Genomic DNA, 15,949 nt, shown 5'->3' on the forward strand with positions numbered 1-15,949 from the left:
AGCCCTTCCCGTTATTCTGCCCAGCGGATCGACGAGAGGCCGTAGTTCACCTCGAGAGGATCGACCTCAACGCCGGTGATGCGCTTGCTGGAGACGATAGCGAGTTCGGACCAGGTGACGGGTATGCTCGGCAATTCCTGTTGCAGGATTTCGACCGCGCGGGTCTGGAGCGGAGCGCGGACATTCGCGTCGCTCGTTGCCGCGAGCTTTTCGACGATGTCCTGCATCTCCTTGTTGTCCCAACCCATGGAGCCCCAGTCGCTACCGCCCGCACCATAGTCCTGAAGAAGTGTGCCGACCGGATCAGGCACGATCGAATAGAGCCGCGAGATCAGCCCCATCTCCAGGGTCCCATCCTTGTGACGGGCCGGGATTTCAGAACTGTTGCCGACGGATACCTTGGCCTCGATGCCGACCTGCCTGAGCTGGGCCTGGAGCGCTGTCGCGATCGGCGGCAGTTCCGGCCAGCTGGAATAGGTGAGCATCGTCACGCTGAAGCGCTTGCCGTCCTTCTCCAGGATGCCGTCGCTCCCCGGCACCCAGCCGGCGGCCGCCAGCAGTTCCTTCGCCTTTTCGACGTTACGCCCGAGCGGCCGAACATCGGGAAGGTTCCAGCCCTTCATGGCCGGTGGGAAAAGCTGGGTTGCGGCCAGGTCGGCATTGCGCAGGATGACCTTTGTGATGCCGATGCGGTCGATGGCGGCGCTGATCGCCCGTCGCTCTTCGATCTGGTCGAAAAACGGCGATGCAGCGTTGACCTTGAGAATACGTGTGCGGGGGATGGTCGCGATCCGGACGTCCAGATTCGGATTGGCCTTCAGCCGATCGACCGAAACCGGCAGCATAGAAAAGACGAGGTCGGCTTCGCCGCTTTCGGCCATGAGCGCGCGGGTTTCCCCCTGCCCCACGGCAAGGTAGCTTACTTGCTCGATGCCGGGTTTTCCGCCCCACCAGTTGCCCGATCCTTCCAATTCGAGCCGTGCCGGCGGCGTCAGGCGTTTGATCTTGTAGGGTCCGGAACCAACGATCTGCGTGATTTTGCCCGCGCCGTCCAACGAGGACGGAGCAAGGATGATGGCGCTGAAATGCACGAGATAAGCCGGCAAGGCGGAAAAGGGCTTGGTCAGCCGTATCCGGACGTCGCTGCCGTCGCTCGCAATCTCGGCTATCGGTGCCTGAGATAGAACGCCGACACCCGCGAGCGCTCGATTTAGGCTGGCGGCGGCCGTCTCGGCGGTGACCGGGGTTCCATCATGGAAAACCGCATTGGCCCGGAGCGTAAAGCTCCACGCGAGGCCGTCGCCCGAAACCGACCAGTTTTCCGCAAGACCTGGAACGAGGCCCCCCACCTTGTCGGTCGTCACCAGCGTTTCGGCGACCTGAAGCCTGCTGAAGACATAGCCCGTCTGCGCCGGCTCGATACCGCTGATTTCCCATGGCCCCGCCACCTTCAGCACTACTGCATAAGCGGAGCTGACGGATAGGGACGCACCGAGGGCAAGCGTTAGAAAAAGCGTCTTCAATTTACGCATCGTATTCTCCGGTGATTCAAAGTGATGTCGAATTACCAATCTCGTGCAATCGCCCGTCAGGCGCATGCGTCTGAGCATCGGGAAGACGCCGACCAAGCCCAGCGGCACGAGGTCGATGACGCTCGCCGGAAAGGTGCGATCGAGGGCTTGCTGCATGGCCTTGATAGCCAAGCGTCAGATTTGCGCATTCCGGGCAGGTGTCGCTCATCGCGTCCTCGGGGATTGACGGTTCCTGCATATGTAACGTTATTACGTTCGTCAAACGAAATGTTACGAAATAACATACCGAATGGAGCGGCAAGCGAGCCCGCAGCTTGAGCGGCTACCTGCATCAGACCCGTCAATCCAAAAGATCGAACACGTTCAGGAAGACTGAGCCCTCGCCGGTCGCCGTGCTTGCGGGATATCTCGGTGCGGCGGGCAAAATCACGCTATTGAACCGCATTTTCACAGAGCCGCATGGCAAGAGGCTTGCGGTCCTCGTCAATGAATTCGGCGAGGTCGGCCGCTACAACGACGTCATCGTCGGGTCCGACGAGGACGTGATGCCGCTTGGCTCCGGTCGCAGAATGGATTGGTTTGATACTTACGATCGTTCTTATCGTCACAATCGCATAACCCAATCTACAACCGGAGGCTTACGCATCTCCCGGCATTTTTCCCTTTGCCGTGGAGGGCGCGGTGACGGTTCACTCCGGAAGACCGGCCTTGTGGTAGCCGTCGAGGAAATGCTCGAGTGTCGCGGCGTCGCGGAATGAGACTACGGCGTGCCGCCTCGATGGGGCCCGCCATAGGGCGGCGCCGCGATCGTTGCCCAATTGGTAAGGTGTGCGACCGCGCCTGCTGCCTTCGTGCGACGTGCTCGTCGTCCGAAAACCGCTGCACGCTTGTCGGTGGCATGCATCAATGCGCCGTATAAGCTCCGTCGACGAGATGATAGCTCCCCGTGATGAAGGAGGCCTCGTCGGAAAGGAGGAAGCAGACGAGGGCGGCCACCTCCTCCGGCGTTCCGCGCCGTCCCATGGGCTGAAGGGCCTCCATGCGACGCGTCTTTGCGAGTTCCGCATATTCCGACAGAAGCGGGGTCTCGATCCAGCCGGGACCGACGGCATTGATGCGGATGCCCAGTCGAGCATATTCGATTGCAGCCGCCTTGGTCAGGCCGACGACACCGTGCTTGGCTGCGGTGTAGGCCGAAGCAGTCGGCAAAGCGACCGATCCGAGAATCGAAGTTATGTTGACGATGGCGCCTTCCCGTTGAGTCAGCATGGCCGCGATCTCGTGCTTCATGCAGTAGAAGGTGCCGTGCAGGTTCACGTTCATCACCCGGTGCCATTCGTCGAGCGGATAATTCGCCGTCGGCCAGCGCTGAGCTTCGGTGCCCGCATTGTTGACCGCCAGGTGCAGGCCGCCGAGCGACGACGCGAATTCGATCAGCCGCTCGACCGCATCTGCGTCGGTGATATCGACGGCGAAGTCGCGCGCCCTGCCACCGCCGGAGTTGATCTCGGCCGCCACGCTCTGGGCGGCATCGGCATTGATATCGGCGATGATGACCTCGGCCCCCTCGCCTGCGAGCTGCCGCGAAACGGCGGCACCTATTCCGGAGCCCGCGCCGGTCACGAGTGCCACTTTCCCCCCGAAGCGTTGTTTCATCGTGCCTCCATCATCTTCTCTTCGCTGCTGCAAGTCTCCTCAAGCCGACTTCGGCTGCGGAGCCAGGGCCTGGCCCGGTAGTCGACCAGACATGAACAGTCTGCGCAATGCGTTTCGTCGGGCGTCGGCGACGTTGTTCGCCCGACTGAGGCGAATCTGCCTGATCGCCTTTGTTCGAAAGCTGCGACAAAGGTTTAAGATCACTATGGAATACAGCCTTTGCCTATTTTTGATCGGCGGGTCCAGCCGGTTTTCGTCCCGTGCTGGATGCAAGGCTTGGCTGACACCCGCGACGGTGTTAAACACGGATGGTAACCGAGTCTCAACTGCTCAGCAGGTGAAAATGGGGAAAAACCACGTTACACGCCGGATGCTCGTGCTGGGTGCTCTTGGTATGTTGGTGTCGGGCTGCAGCTTGACCGAGCGTCCGAGGGCGAGCGCCATTGCTGCCCGGCCGCGTCTCGACCCACGCTACCGTCGGCAAGAGGTGGCTTACCCGGGGCCTGAGGGGCCGGGAACGATCGTCGTCGATACCGTGCAGCGTTACCTCTACTACGTTGAGGGCGGGGGATCGGCTATTCGCTACGGCATCGGCGTCGGCGAAGAAGGCCGGACGATCAAGGGCCGGGCGAGAATCGGCCGAAAGGCGGAGTGGCCCTCCTGGACCCCAACCGAAAATATGATGCGCCGGAAGCCCCACCTTAGGCAATATGCCAGCGGTGTCTCGGGCGGGCTCCACAATCCTCTCGGAGCGGCTGCGCTCTACCTCTATCGAGGTGGGCAGGACACCATGTTCCGCCTGCATGGTACCAACGAACCATGGACTATCGGCCAAGCCGTATCGAGCGGCTGCATCCGTTTGACGAACGAAGATATCGTCGATTTGTACAGCCGCGCCCCGGTGGGCACGCCAGTCATGATCGTCTGATGGTGTTTTTGCGCATATTTGGTATAAATAGCGTGAGCCATGTGTGTGAGGTCCCTTTGAACAGTTCCAAACCGACAAAGCTGATGCCAACTGTGTCTTTCATGCACTAGGCCAAGGCGGGAATCGCCACTATTACTTGGAGTGTTGCCTTCGATAAACCATTCCCACTATTGAGGAAAGGACTACTTGATGAGCAGAATTCTGGTGTTGACGATTACGTTGCTTTCTGTCGTTGGCCTGAGCGCCTGCGGCACGATCGGCAAAGGTAAAGGCAAGGCCCCACCGCCGGTGGCGGCTGCGCCCGTCGAGCCCGCACCGATTTACAAGTAATTGCTGAAATTGTGCTGCGGGGGGAAGCTGAAGAGCCCCTCCCCGCAGCACTCTTCTAAGGCTGGATCGGTGCGGCTGACAGTCAAAGACATTTACGATGACGGGTCGGCCCGCATTCTGGCCCGAGTAGACCGGGGACAAAGCGTAGAGACGTGATGATACGTGTAGGAACCCGTACATTGGCACTTGTCCTGCTTGCACTCGCTGCAACGGCTTGCCAGACGCAGGATGAGAAACCTCAACCGCGCTACGTATCGAGCAGCCCAAATATCGACGGCCCCGCCAAGCTGGCGTCGGAAGCGAGAGAGCAGGGATATTTCATTGAATTCCGCTCGCGCTATGCACTGAGTTATGGGCACTCCTACGTCATCTTTGGTCGCGTCGACAAGAATGGATCCATGATCAATCCTGAGGTCGCAGGTCTCGCTCCCGCGACGAATGATACGGCGCCCTATGTCATGGGCCATTTTCTGCCCGTGCCGGCGGAGACCGGGTGGAGCGATGGTGATCTCGAAGAAGAATACAGATCGGCAAGCTGGCGCATCATGCTGACCGAGGCAGAATACAACAAGGTCGTCGCTGACATTCGCAAGCTGAAGGCCAAGGCTCGGTATTGGCACGCTTCGCTCTACAACTGCAACGCGTTTGTTGCGGAAATTGCTCGCTCCATGGGCTATAAAACGCCAAATATCTGGCTCAGACCGCAAGAATTCATTACAAAGCTGCGCCAGATGAATGGCGGCTGACGCGATCTAGTTGCGTTCTTCCCGCTTTGCTGGTTCGTAATGCGGAAAGCCTTGGCGTGGAGTGAAAATGTCGATAGCTGCCATCGGAAAGACGTTATGGGTGCTGGGCATCATAGCCTGGTACCTAATTCGCAGGCCCCATGAGCGCCGCGCCAGGCGCGTCGAGGTCGTCAGCCACCGCCGCTCTCCCTCGGAAAGAATCGGGCTTGCCGCGGCCCTGCTCGGCCTGGCAATCGTTCCGGGATTCTACGTCGCCACCGGCATTCCGGATTCGGCCGACCATGTCGCCCGTCCCTGGGCCGTGGTGATCGGTACCGTCGCCTTCCTCGCGGCCATGTGGGTGTTTCGCAGAACGCATAAGGCTCTCGGCCGCAACTGGTCCATTACGCTTGAAATCCGGGACCGGCATGAACTTATAAGCAGCGGTCCGTATGCCTTCGTCCGTCATCCGATGTACACCTCATTTCTGCTGATGGCCATCGGCCAGGCCTTCCTGCTGCCGAACTGGGTCGCCGGTCTCGCCGGCCTGGCGGGCTTCGCCGTTCTGTTCTTCCTGAGGGTGGATGAAGAGGAGCGGATGATGCTCGAAACCTTCGGTCCGCAATACCGCGCTTATATGGAAAAGACCAAGCGGATCATCCCATACATATATTAGAGGTGTACGATGCGAGGCCGCGCTCTCAAGCTCTCGGGGCCACGCCGCCTCGTAGGCGACCTGATGAGATTTTCGATCGGGGTTCCCCGGGTCAGCGTCCAGAGGCAGATGAATCTCGCGGCCCTTCAGCAAGCGAGGAACTTGGCCGCGAACAGACCCTCATGGATGGCGCTGTTTCTGAAGGGCTATGCGCTGCTTGCCATGGAGACGCCGGAATTGCGGCGTGCCTATGTGAAGCTGCCCAGGCCGCAGCTCTATGAATATCCGGGAAACATTGCCTCCGTTGCGCATGAGCGTGAATACGAAGGCGAACGTGTCGTACTCTTGAGCCTCATCAAAAATCCCGAGCGCCGGACGATCGTGGAGCTTGGCGCATCCCTGGCGGATGCGCGCACCCGCCCCGTTCTCGAAATCAAGGAGTTCCGGCGCGCCTTGAAAATTGCCCGCGCGCCCGCGCCGATCCGATGGCTGCTCATGTGGCTGGGCCTCAATATCGGACGCCAGCGGGCGCGCCATTTCGGCACGTTTCAGTTGTCCGTCTATTCCGGGCTCGGCGCCGAATCGCTCAACCCTCTGACGCCGCTGACGACGCTATTCAACTACGGCCCGATTAGCGATGAGGGCCTGGTGACCGTGCGGATACACTACGATCACAGGGTCATGGATGGCGCCAATGTCGCGCGGGCGCTGGAGCGGTTCGAGAAAATCCTGAACGGCGAAGTCGCGGCCGAATTGGCCAGCCTCGCCGAAAGTGAGACCGTGGACAGGGAGATGCGGGGCGCTGCGCGATGAATGAAGATCGAATGCCGCGGCCTGCCGTCGTCGTGGTGGGCGCTTCACGCGGCATCGGAAAGGCGATCGCGCAGGTGGCCGCGCGCGACGGCGATACAGTCGTTCTGGTGGCGCGATCCGAGGCGGACCTCGGGGCCGTCGCTGCCGATCTCCGCAAGGCGGATGAGGAAGCCTTCGTTCTTGCCCTGGATCTCATGGCGGCGAATGCCGACCGCCGCCTTGAGGCATTCCTGTCCGAAAACGGCTTGTACTGCGACGTCCTTGTCAACAGCGCCGGTTACGGCCTGCGCGGCAGTGCGGCAGTCCTGCCGGTCGAAGATCAACTTGGCATCGTCGATCTCAACATTCGCGCCGTTGCGGCGCTCACGCTTCGCTTCCTGCCGGGCATGGTGGCGCGCGGCCGCGGTGGCGTCATCAATCTCGGATCGGTCGCGAGCTTCACCCCAGGACCGTTCATGGCCCTCTATTACGCTAGCAAGGGTTTCGTTCGCTCCTTTTCGGAGGCGCTTTACGAGGAGCTTCACCGCACCGGCGTCACGGTCACCTGCGTGGCGCCGGGGCCGGTGGCCACCGAGTTCCTGCAGCGATCCGGCGCCAACAGGGCGGCTCTCTTCAAGGTTCTGCCCAAGCTCGATTCGGACTACGTCGCCGAATGCGCGTGGCGTGGCTTCAAAGCGGGTCGCCGCCTCGTCGTCCCTGGCCTCGCGTCCAAGCTCGCCGTCCTCATTGCCGCAGTACTTCCATCGGCGTTTATGCTGCCGCTCGTCGGCCGCCTGCAGCGCCGCAGCAAGGATCCCTGCCCCTGCGGTTCCGGCAAGGCCTACAAGATCTGCTGCGGTGCCACGCGCCGGCGCAGCGCCCGGTGACCATCACGCCCGATTGGAAACTCGTTTACACCGGTGGCAGGTCGCCGCGCTGCCAGCCTTCGTGCGTCTCCGCCATGAAATCGGCATAGCGCCCCGCTTCGATGGCCTTTCGGATGCCGACCATGAGTTCCTGATAGTAGGCGAGATTGTTCCAGCTGAGCAGCATGCCGCCGAGCGATTCGTTCGAGCGGATAAGATGATGCAGGTAGGCGCGCGAGTAGTCGCGCGTCGCCGGACAGGAGGACTGCTCGTCGAGCGGCCGCGTGTCCTCCGCATGCCGTGCATTGCGCAGGTTGATGCGGCCATGGCGGGTGAAGGCCAGCCCATGGCGGCCTGAACGGGTCGGCATGACGCAGTCGAACATGTCGATGCCATGCGCGACCGACTTCAGAATGTCGTCGGGGGTGCCGACGCCCATCAGATAGCGCGGCTTCTCCTCCGGCAGGGCCGGACAGGTGACGTCCAGCATGTCGAGCATGACCTCCTGCGGTTCGCCGACGGCAAGACCGCCGACGGCATAGCCCTTGAGGTCGAGATCCTTCAGTGCCAGCGCCGAGCGCTCGCGGAGTTTCGGACTATCGCCGCCCTGCACGATGCCGAACATGGCCTTGCCCGGCTGATCGCCGAATGCGGTCTTGCAGCGTTCGGCCCAGCGCAGCGACATTTCCATGGCGCGCTCGATCTCGTCGGGCTCTGCCGGCAGCGCCACGCATTCGTCGAGCTGCATCTGAATGTCGCTGTCGAGCAGCCCCTGGATCTCGATCGAGCGCTCGGGCGACATGTGATAGAGCGCGCCGTCGACATGGCTCTTGAAGGTGACGCCCTGTTCGTTGAGCTTGCGCAGGCTGGAGAGCGACATAACCTGGAAGCCGCCGCTGTCGGTCAGGATCGGCCGCTCCCAGCGGATGAATTTGTGCAGGCCGCCGAGACGCGCTACGCGCTCGGCGCCGGGGCGCAGCATCAGATGATAGGTATTGCCGAGGATGATGTCGGCGCCGAGCTCGCGGACCTGGTCGAGATACATCGCCTTGACCGTGCCGACGGTACCGACCGGCATGAAGGCCGGCGTGCGTATCGTGCCCCGTGGCATGAGAACCTCGCCGCGCCGCGCCTTGCCGTCCGTTGCAAGTAGCTTGAATTGAAACGTGTCAGTCATTCAGTCTTTCCGGAAAAGCAGGCTTGCATCGCCGTAGGAATAGAAGCGATAGCCGGATGCGATCGCATGGGTGTAGGCGGCGCGCATGGTATCGAGGCCGGCGAAAGCGGAAACGAGCATGAACAGGGTCGATTTCGGCAGGTGGAAATTGGTCACCAGCGCGTCGACGGCACGGAAGCGGTAGCCGGGGGTGATGAAAATGCCGGTCGGGCCCGACCAGGGACGGATACTGCCTTCCTTCGTTGCCGCGCTTTCGACGAGCCGAAGCGATGTCGTGCCGACGCAGACGATGCGTCCGCCTCGGGCGCGAACAGCGTTTATCTTCTCCGCCGTTGCCGCGTCCACATGGCCGATTTCTTCATGCATCACATGGTCTTCGGTATCGTCGGCCTTGACCGGCAGGAAAGTGCCGGCGCCCACGTGGAGGGTAACGAAATGGCGCTCGATGCCCGCCTGGTCGAGCTTGGCAAAGAGCCGATCGGTGAAGTGCAGTCCAGCCGTCGGAGCCGCCACGGCCCCCTCTTCCCGCGCATAGATCGTCTGGTAATCGGTCCGGTCGCGGGCGTCCTCCGGGCGCTTCGAAGCGATATAGGGCGGCAGCGGGATGTGGCCCACGCTCATGATCGCCTCGTCGAGTGCAGGTCCGGAAAGGTCGAACCGGAGCGTGACTTCGCCGGCCTCGCCTTTTTCTTCGACCGTAGCTTCAAGTGCACCAAGCAGGCAGACGTTTTCGCCGTGACCGAAACTGATCCTGTCGCCGGCTTTCAGCCGCTTGGCCGGACGTGCGAACGCCTTCCAGCGATCGGCCGTAACGCGCATATGCAGCGTCAGGGATACCGACGTGGCTACGTCCTCGCCGCGCCTGCGGATACCTTCGAGCTGGGCCGGTATGACCTTGGTATCGTTGAAAACGAGAGCATCGCCGGCCTTCAGGAACGATGGCAGGTCGAGAACACAGTTATCCGCAAGAAGCCGCTCGCCTTGCGGCCGCACGACGAGCATGCGTGCACTGTCGCGCGGGCTCGCGGGCCTCAGCGCAATCGAAGTCTCCGGCAGGTCGAAGTCAAACAGGTCTACGCGCATCTCTGTATTCGGACAAAAAGCAAACCCGCCCCGGCGGCATCGGCGCGACCGGCGCGGGCCAGCGAGGCGGGTTTGTGCATTAGCGCAAATCAGGCGTCGGCGGCAACCCGCATCGACACGATCGAATCGGGATCGCGCACCGGCTCGCCGCGCTTGATCTTGTCGATATTCTCCATGCCTTCGACCACCTGTCCCCAGACGGAATACTGCTTGTTGAGCCAGGGAGCGTCGGTGAAGCAGATGAAGAACTGCGAATTGGCCGAGTTCGGCATCTGGCTGCGAGCCATCGAGCAGGTGCCGCGCACATGGGAGACGTCGGAGAACTCGGCTTTGAGGTCCGGCTTGGAGGAGCCGCCCATGCCGGCGCGCGCCGGATTGAACTGGTCGCCGCCGGTCTTCCCGTACTGCACGTCGCCGGTCTGGGCCATGAAGTCCTCGATCACGCGATGGAAAACCACGCCATCATAGGCGCCTTCGCGCGCAAGTTCCTTTATGCGGGCGACATGGCCCGGAGCCACGTCCGGCATGAGCTCGATCACCACCCTGCCCTTCGTGGTTTCCATGATGATCGTGTTTTCCGGATCCTTGATCTCGGCCATGGTGTTTCTCCTTCTCTTTGATTTACTTGCCGACCTTGACGTTGATCATCCGGTCGGGGTCGCTGACGGCGCCATTGTTGGCTTCGTCACCCCGCTTGATCTTGTCGACGTTCTCCATGCCTTCGACGACCTTTCCGACGACCGTGTACTGGCCGTTGAGGAAGTCGCCGGGCGCGAACATGATGAAGAACTGCGAATTGGCGCTGTTGGGGTCCTGCGAACGGGCCATGCCGACAGTGCCGCGCTCGAAAGGCACGTCGGAGAACTCGGCCGGCAGATCGGGCTTCGAGGAGCCGCCGGTTCCGGCGAGCTCGGGCCGAAAGCCCTCCTGCATGTCGCCGTACTGAACGTCACCGGTCTGGGCCATGAAACCCTGGATCACGCGGTGGAAGGCGACATTGTCGTATTCTCCGGCAGCTGCCAGTTCCTTGATCCGCTGGACGTGCTTCGGCGCGATGTCCGGACGCAGTTCGATCACGACAGGACCGTCCTTGAGTTCGATGGTCAGGTAGTCGTCGTTCGACTGTGCGAGCGCGCCGCCCGTGAAGGAGGCAAGCGCCAGTGCGCCGGCGAGAGCGAAATGGAGGATTTTCATGGGTTCTCCTTGCGTGATGTGGCTCAGGCGTTGTGCTTTGCCTGCAGCGCCCGATAGACCGCCTTGGGAACGAAGGCGCTGACGTCGCCGCCCATGGCCGCGATCTGCCGGACCAATGTGGCCGTAATGGGCCGCGAGGCCGTTCCCGCTGGCAGAAACAGCGTCTGGATGTCGGGCGCCATCTGCCGGTTCATGCCGGCCATCTGCATTTCGTAGTCGAGGTCGGTGCCGTCGCGCAAACCTCGTACCAGAAGGGATGCGCCGTGTTCGCGGGCGGCATCGACCACAAGGTTGCCGAAGGCGACGATGGCGATATCTCCAGCCCTTTCCGGCAGGGATTCGCCCAGCGACTGGCGGATGAGCTCCGCGCGCTCCTCGAATGAAAAAAGCGGTGTCTTACCGGGATGGATGCCGATCGCCACGATCACCTTCGAAGCGACATTCAGCGCCTGGACGAGCACGTCGAGATGCCCGTTCGTCATCGGGTCGAAGGAACCGGGATAGAATGCCGTGGTCATCGCGCCTGTTTCCATTTGGTGAAGCCTTTTGTCATGGACCGCGGCGAACCGCAAGGGCGCGCGCGGCTCGCCGCTGTTCCCCTGGAAACAACCAGAGCGAAAGAATGAATGCTAAATGAACGCAACGTTCAAGTTCATTTCACGCCGGATGTCGTAGCGTAGGCCAACGTTGGACGGAACCATTTTCGAGAGCGTGCCGTTGTAGCGATTGAAAGGAGACGGCTATGGGACTTGCTCTGTTTTCGATGGCGATGTTTTTCGCGATGAGCTTTGCGACAATTCATGCGCTTCGCGACGAGGCCCGCGGCCGTGCGACCGCACTATCGGCAGCGGTCACCCGACCAAAGAGGAGATGACGGCGCGTGCGGCGACAGCGCCGCGCGTCTTATCAGATCCGCAATGGTAGCGGTAGCACTCTGAATTGCTGCATGCAGGAAATGCCTCCAGGAAACTTCTGCCAGGAAGTTTCATGACAAGCGGCCTCGTTACTTCCCCGGATGGGGTCGCTCTTGCAAGCCGGACGGTCTCCCCTGCCCGTCCGGCTTTTCTTTGCCGGGTTCGCAGCTCCGCCCTCAAGATCCGGCGTACGAGCGTGAGCCGAGCAGGCGGAAGAAGCGCCAGTTGAGCAACAGGGCGGCAGTCCCGAGCCCCAGCACGAAACCGAACCAGACGCCGACGCCGCCGAAGGCGAGCGGGAAGGCGACGGCCCAGGCACAAAGAAAACCGACCGGCCAATAGGCAATCATCGCCAGGACCATCGGCACCGTCGTATCCTTGAGTCCGCGCAGCAGCCCGGCAGCGATCGCCTGGAGCCCATCCATCAGCTGGAAGGCGCCGGCGATCACGATCAGCGGACCGGCGAAGGCAAGCACCTTGGCAGCGTCGGGCCGGCTCGTGTCCAGGTAGAGTGCGGCCAACTCGCGCGGAAACAGTGCAAAAACGGCGCTGCTGACGGCGGCAAACCCGCAACCGAGCGCGAGCGTGGCAATGGCCGCACGTCTGACGCCCAGCATGTCGCCGCTGCCATAGGCATGCCCCACGCGGATTGTGCCGGCCTGCGCCAGGCCCAAGGGGATCATGAAGGCGATCGAGGCGAACTGCAGCGCGATGCCATGGGCCGCCAGCTCGATCGTGCCGATCATTCCCATGAGCAAGGATGCCACGGTGAAAAGGCTCACTTCCGCGAGGATCGTCAGCGAAATCGGCAGGCCGAGACGGACGACCTCGAAGAAGACCGGCCAGTCTGCCCGCCAGAAACGGACGAACAGTTGATAGCCGTGAAGTTCCGCGCGACTGTTGATATAGCCGATCGTCAGGGCGACGCCGAAAATCGCCACACAGACGGCCGCTATCGCCGCGCCGGACAGTCCGAATGCGGGGAAACCGAAGTGGCCGAAGATCAGCACGTAGCAAAGGCCGGCGTTGAGCACCAGGGTGGCGAGCGTCACGTAGAGGATCACCCCTGCCCGCTCGAGCCCGCCGAGAAACGCCCGAAACACCAGGAAGAGCAGGTTCGGAAACATTGCCCATTGCGCGACGCGCAGATATTTTCCGGCGAGTTCCGCAACGTCCGGCGCCTGGCCGGCGAAGAGCAGGATAGGCTCGGCCAACCAGAGGATAGGTGCCGTCAGCACGCTGTAGAGCAGCACCACCCACATGCCCATGCGAACGGCTCGGCGGACGGATATCTTGTCGCCGCTGCCCCGAGCCTGGGCGACCATCGGCACCACGGCATGCGCGAAGCCGCTGCCGAAGATGAAGACGGTAAAGAAGGCCTGCGTGGCAAGAATGACCGCGGCGAGTTGCGTTGCGCCCAGCTGGCCGACCATCAGCACATCCGTGGCATTGATCCCAAGCTGCGCCAGCTGCGCGCCGATGAAGGGCACGCCGAGAGAGATGCTGGCACGAAAATGCGTGCTCCACGAATTGTCGGCCGGCGGCCGTACCCAATCTTTGGTCGCGGTCAGCATGGAACTCCTCGCTCGATAACGGCGACGGTCTTGAGACCCGTTGAAGGAGAGCGATGGTTACAGCACCACCGGTACGGGCGCCAGCAGCAAGCAACGCCCTGTCTAAACTTTCATCGATCCATCAAGGAAATTGATCGAATCGCCCGCAAGCCTAAGCCTCTGTTGGACTCGACGCGGCACGCTCGAATGCGACGCCGCGGGCGCGACGCACACGCAGGTGGAAGATCGCGAGAGCTGCAGCGACCAGACAGGTCGAAATCGCATAGGGTGCACCGGAGAATCGGTATGTGGCCGCCGGCCCTGCGAAATGCGCAAAGATCTGCGTGAACAGCAGCGGTCCGAGGATGGTCGTTGCGCTCGATATGCTGGTGAGCGCACCCTGCAATTCGCCCTGGGCCGAGGACGGCACATGGGCCGACGCGATGCTGCGCAATGGCGGCTCAGCGAGGCTCTCGTGCGCCGTTGCGACGATCACGACATAGACCATCCATCCTTGCCACGCGGCTGCGTAGCCCGCCATTCCGAGTGCCGTGAACGCAAGGCCGAGCGTCGCCGTTCGTCTTTCGCCCAGTTTCGACACGACCCGCGGCAGGACGACGGCCATCACGAAGGCGCCGCCGACGCCGAAAACGCCAAGCGACAGGCCGATCTGCCCCTCGCTCCAGCCGTAGCGATGGGACGAAACGAAGGACCAGACGGCCGGGTAGACGGCATGGGCAAGCCACAGAAGGAAGAAGACGAGGCACACCCATCCGATCCCGCGATATTGACGCATCTGCCTCAGGGCGCCGAGCGGGTTCGCGCGGCGCCACTCGAAGCGGCGACGATTGGCGGCATCGAGCGTCTCGGGAAGAAGGAAGCAGGCAACGGCGAAGTTGAGAAGGGACAGGCCAGCCGCACCGAAAAACGGCACTCGCGGTCCGAGCTCGCCGAGAAGTCCGCCAATGACCGGCCCGAGCGCGAAGCCCGTGCCGAAGGCGATGCCGATCAAGCCGAAATTCCGCGCGCGGTTACTGTCGTCGCTGACGTCGGCGATGAAGGCCGAAGCGGTCCCGAAGCTCGCCCCGCTCACCCCGGCCAGAACGCGGCCTATGAAGAGCATCCAGTAGCTGGTTGCAAGCGCGCAGATCAGATTGTCCATTGCAAAGGTGAAGACGGAAGCCAGCAGCACTGGCCGACGCCCGAAGCGGTCGCTCAGATTGCCGATCAGGGGAGCGAACAGAAACTGCATTGCCGAATAGACGAGCAGCAGCCAGCCGCCGTCGATCGCGGCTTCACCAATCTCCGCTCCCGTCAACTCGCGCAGGTAGCTCGGCAGCACCGGCACGATGATGGCGATACCCATGATATCGAGTAGCAGGATGAAAAAGACGAGGAGCAGGCCGCGATGACTGAAACGCTTGTCGAGCATCAAGCCCCTCCCTGCCGTCGGCCGAAGCAGCAGACAAACCATGAACGATGTCACCAGAAAAGGTGTATCGCACAATGCTCCTGGGAACAATGCGTGAACATTTCACTTTTTATGATGCGGCGATCACGCTGCTTTATGGTTCTGCTGCATGTCTCTGGAATCGACCTTGATCAGACCGGACTTGAGAAGGTGTCGCAAGCCGACATCCTGCCGCTGTCGAAGCCGCGTTTGAACCAGGTCACCCGCTGCTCGGACGTCCCATGGTTGAAGCTTTCCGGCACCACATAGCCTTGCATGCGCTTCTGCAAGGTGTCGTCGCCGATCTGGGTTGCGGCATTCAGCGCCTCCTCCAGATCGCCGCTTTCCAACAGACCCTTCTGCTCGGTGAATTTGCCCCATATACCGGCAAAGCAATCGGCCTGCAGTTCCACGCGAATCGACATCTGGTTCGCCTCGGCCTCGCTCAACCGCTGGCGCATCTGGTTGAATTTCGGCAGGACGCCGATCAGATTCTGCACGTGATGGCCCACCTCATGCGCCAGCACATAAGCCTGGGCGAAGTCTCCCGCGGCGTCGAACTTCCGTGCCAGTTCGTCGAAGAAGCTCATGTCGAGATAGACCTTGCGGTCGCCCGGGCAATAGAAGGGGCCGGACGCGGCTGAAGTGAAGCCGCAGGCCGACTGCACGGCGCCGCTGAAAAGAACAAGCCTCGGCTCCTGGTACTCTTCTCCATTGGCTTGGAAAATCCCGTGCCAGGTGTCTTCCGTTTCGGCCAGCACAGTCGCCATGAACGCCTTCATCTCCTCTTCCTCGGCTGAACCGCGCGGCGTTTGCGAGCCGTCGCTCTGCTCGAAACCCGGCATATTCACCGGTCCGCCTTCGATGACCTGAAGCAGATCGATCCCCATGGCTCTGAACAGGAAATAGATGACGACGAGGAAAATGATCGTGCCGATGCTGAGCCCGCCGCCCGCGCGCCGCATGCCGCCAGTCGGGATCCGAATGCCTCCGCCGCGTCCGAACGGACTGCCTCCGATGCGACCTCGGCCTGCGCCCCGTCGATCCTCGACGTTGCTGGATTGACGGCGGCCCTTCCACTCCATGACTTCTTT

General features: G+C 61.9%; 16 protein-coding genes and 1 pseudogene. 7 read left to right on the plus strand and 10 right to left on the minus strand.

The genetic code is table 11. The features are described 5' to 3' along the window. Positions 1-11: 11 nt before the first annotated feature. Entirely contained in the window at positions 12-1,532 is a 1,521-nt protein-coding gene (locus tag AC4P1R_RS06610; protein WP_492177500.1) for an ABC transporter substrate-binding protein, read from the minus strand. Between the two features lie 326 nt (positions 1,533-1,858). Between AC4P1R_RS06610 and AC4P1R_RS06615 the strand changes: the two are divergent. Next, positions 1,859-2,095 (plus strand): annotated as a pseudogene (locus AC4P1R_RS06615) (GTP-binding protein); the annotation flags it as partial. Between the two features lie 340 nt (positions 2,096-2,435). Here the strand turns inward: AC4P1R_RS06615 and AC4P1R_RS06620 are convergent. Beyond that, positions 2,436-3,188, minus strand: a complete 753-nt coding sequence (locus AC4P1R_RS06620) for an SDR family NAD(P)-dependent oxidoreductase (protein ID WP_069457433.1) — start codon at positions 3,186-3,188, stop codon at positions 2,436-2,438. 343 nt (positions 3,189-3,531) lie between these two features. Between AC4P1R_RS06620 and AC4P1R_RS06625 the strand changes: the two genes are divergently transcribed. From AC4P1R_RS06625 to AC4P1R_RS06650, 6 genes are all read left to right on the plus strand, one after another. Then, a complete protein-coding gene (locus AC4P1R_RS06625) occupies positions 3,532-4,116 on the plus strand; it encodes a L,D-transpeptidase (protein ID WP_069457432.1) in 585 nt (194 codons plus the stop codon). A 189-nt stretch (positions 4,117-4,305) separates the two neighbouring features. Beyond that, entirely contained in the window at positions 4,306-4,446 is a 141-nt protein-coding gene (locus tag AC4P1R_RS06630; RefSeq protein ID WP_069457431.1) for an ABC transporter, read from the plus strand. Positions 4,447-4,601: 155 nt separating this feature from the next. Then, positions 4,602-5,192, plus strand: coding sequence for a hypothetical protein (locus AC4P1R_RS06635; RefSeq protein ID WP_069457430.1), 591 nt, complete (start codon positions 4,602-4,604; stop codon positions 5,190-5,192). Positions 5,193-5,259: 67 nt separating this feature from the next. Continuing rightward, positions 5,260-5,847, plus strand: a complete 588-nt coding sequence (locus AC4P1R_RS06640) for a protein-S-isoprenylcysteine O-methyltransferase (protein ID WP_069457429.1) — start codon at positions 5,260-5,262, stop codon at positions 5,845-5,847. Between the two features lie 9 nt (positions 5,848-5,856). After that, positions 5,857-6,639, plus strand: a complete 783-nt coding sequence (locus AC4P1R_RS06645) for a hypothetical protein (protein WP_151611227.1) — start codon at positions 5,857-5,859, stop codon at positions 6,637-6,639. Continuing rightward, positions 6,636-7,505: an SDR family NAD(P)-dependent oxidoreductase gene (locus AC4P1R_RS06650; RefSeq protein ID WP_492177501.1), complete on the plus strand. Its 870-nt coding sequence runs from the start codon at positions 6,636-6,638 to the stop codon at positions 7,503-7,505. Before AC4P1R_RS06645 ends, AC4P1R_RS06650 begins: the two co-directional genes overlap by 4 nt. A 25-nt stretch (positions 7,506-7,530) precedes the next feature. Here the strand turns inward: AC4P1R_RS06650 and tgt are convergent, their stop codons facing one another. The 8 genes from tgt to ypfJ form a co-directional block, all read right to left on the minus strand. Continuing rightward, a complete protein-coding gene (gene tgt, locus AC4P1R_RS06655) occupies positions 7,531-8,661 on the minus strand; it encodes a tRNA guanosine(34) transglycosylase Tgt (protein WP_069457426.1) in 1,131 nt (376 codons plus the stop codon). Beyond that, the gene (gene queA, locus AC4P1R_RS06660) at positions 8,662-9,744 is read right to left on the minus strand and encodes a tRNA preQ1(34) S-adenosylmethionine ribosyltransferase-isomerase QueA (protein WP_069457425.1); all 1,083 of its coding nucleotides are present in this window, start codon (positions 9,742-9,744) and stop codon (positions 8,662-8,664) included. An 89-nt stretch (positions 9,745-9,833) separates the two neighbouring features. Continuing rightward, positions 9,834-10,343 (minus strand): peptidylprolyl isomerase, encoded by a 510-nt coding sequence (locus AC4P1R_RS06665; protein WP_069457424.1) that lies wholly within the window; start codon positions 10,341-10,343, stop codon positions 9,834-9,836. 22 nt (positions 10,344-10,365) lie between these two features. Next, a complete protein-coding gene (locus AC4P1R_RS06670; RefSeq protein ID WP_069457423.1) occupies positions 10,366-10,938 on the minus strand; it encodes a peptidylprolyl isomerase in 573 nt (190 codons plus the stop codon). A gap of 23 nt (positions 10,939-10,961) precedes the next feature. Further along, positions 10,962-11,456: a pantetheine-phosphate adenylyltransferase gene (coaD, locus tag AC4P1R_RS06675; protein WP_492177502.1), complete on the minus strand. Its 495-nt coding sequence runs from the start codon at positions 11,454-11,456 to the stop codon at positions 10,962-10,964. A 572-nt stretch (positions 11,457-12,028) separates the two neighbouring features. After that, on the minus strand, positions 12,029-13,426 hold the full coding sequence (locus AC4P1R_RS06680; protein ID WP_492177503.1) for an MATE family efflux transporter: 1,398 nt from the start codon (positions 13,424-13,426) through the stop codon (positions 12,029-12,031). A 151-nt stretch (positions 13,427-13,577) separates the two neighbouring features. Continuing rightward, positions 13,578-14,837: a TCR/Tet family MFS transporter gene (locus AC4P1R_RS06685; RefSeq protein WP_492177504.1), complete on the minus strand. Its 1,260-nt coding sequence runs from the start codon at positions 14,835-14,837 to the stop codon at positions 13,578-13,580. 170 nt (positions 14,838-15,007) lie between these two features. Then, positions 15,008-15,940, minus strand: a complete 933-nt coding sequence (ypfJ, locus tag AC4P1R_RS06690; RefSeq protein WP_069457419.1) for a KPN_02809 family neutral zinc metallopeptidase — start codon at positions 15,938-15,940, stop codon at positions 15,008-15,010. Positions 15,941-15,949: the final 9 nt, after the last annotated feature.

This window comes from Sinorhizobium sp. Y406, from assembly GCF_058732025.1.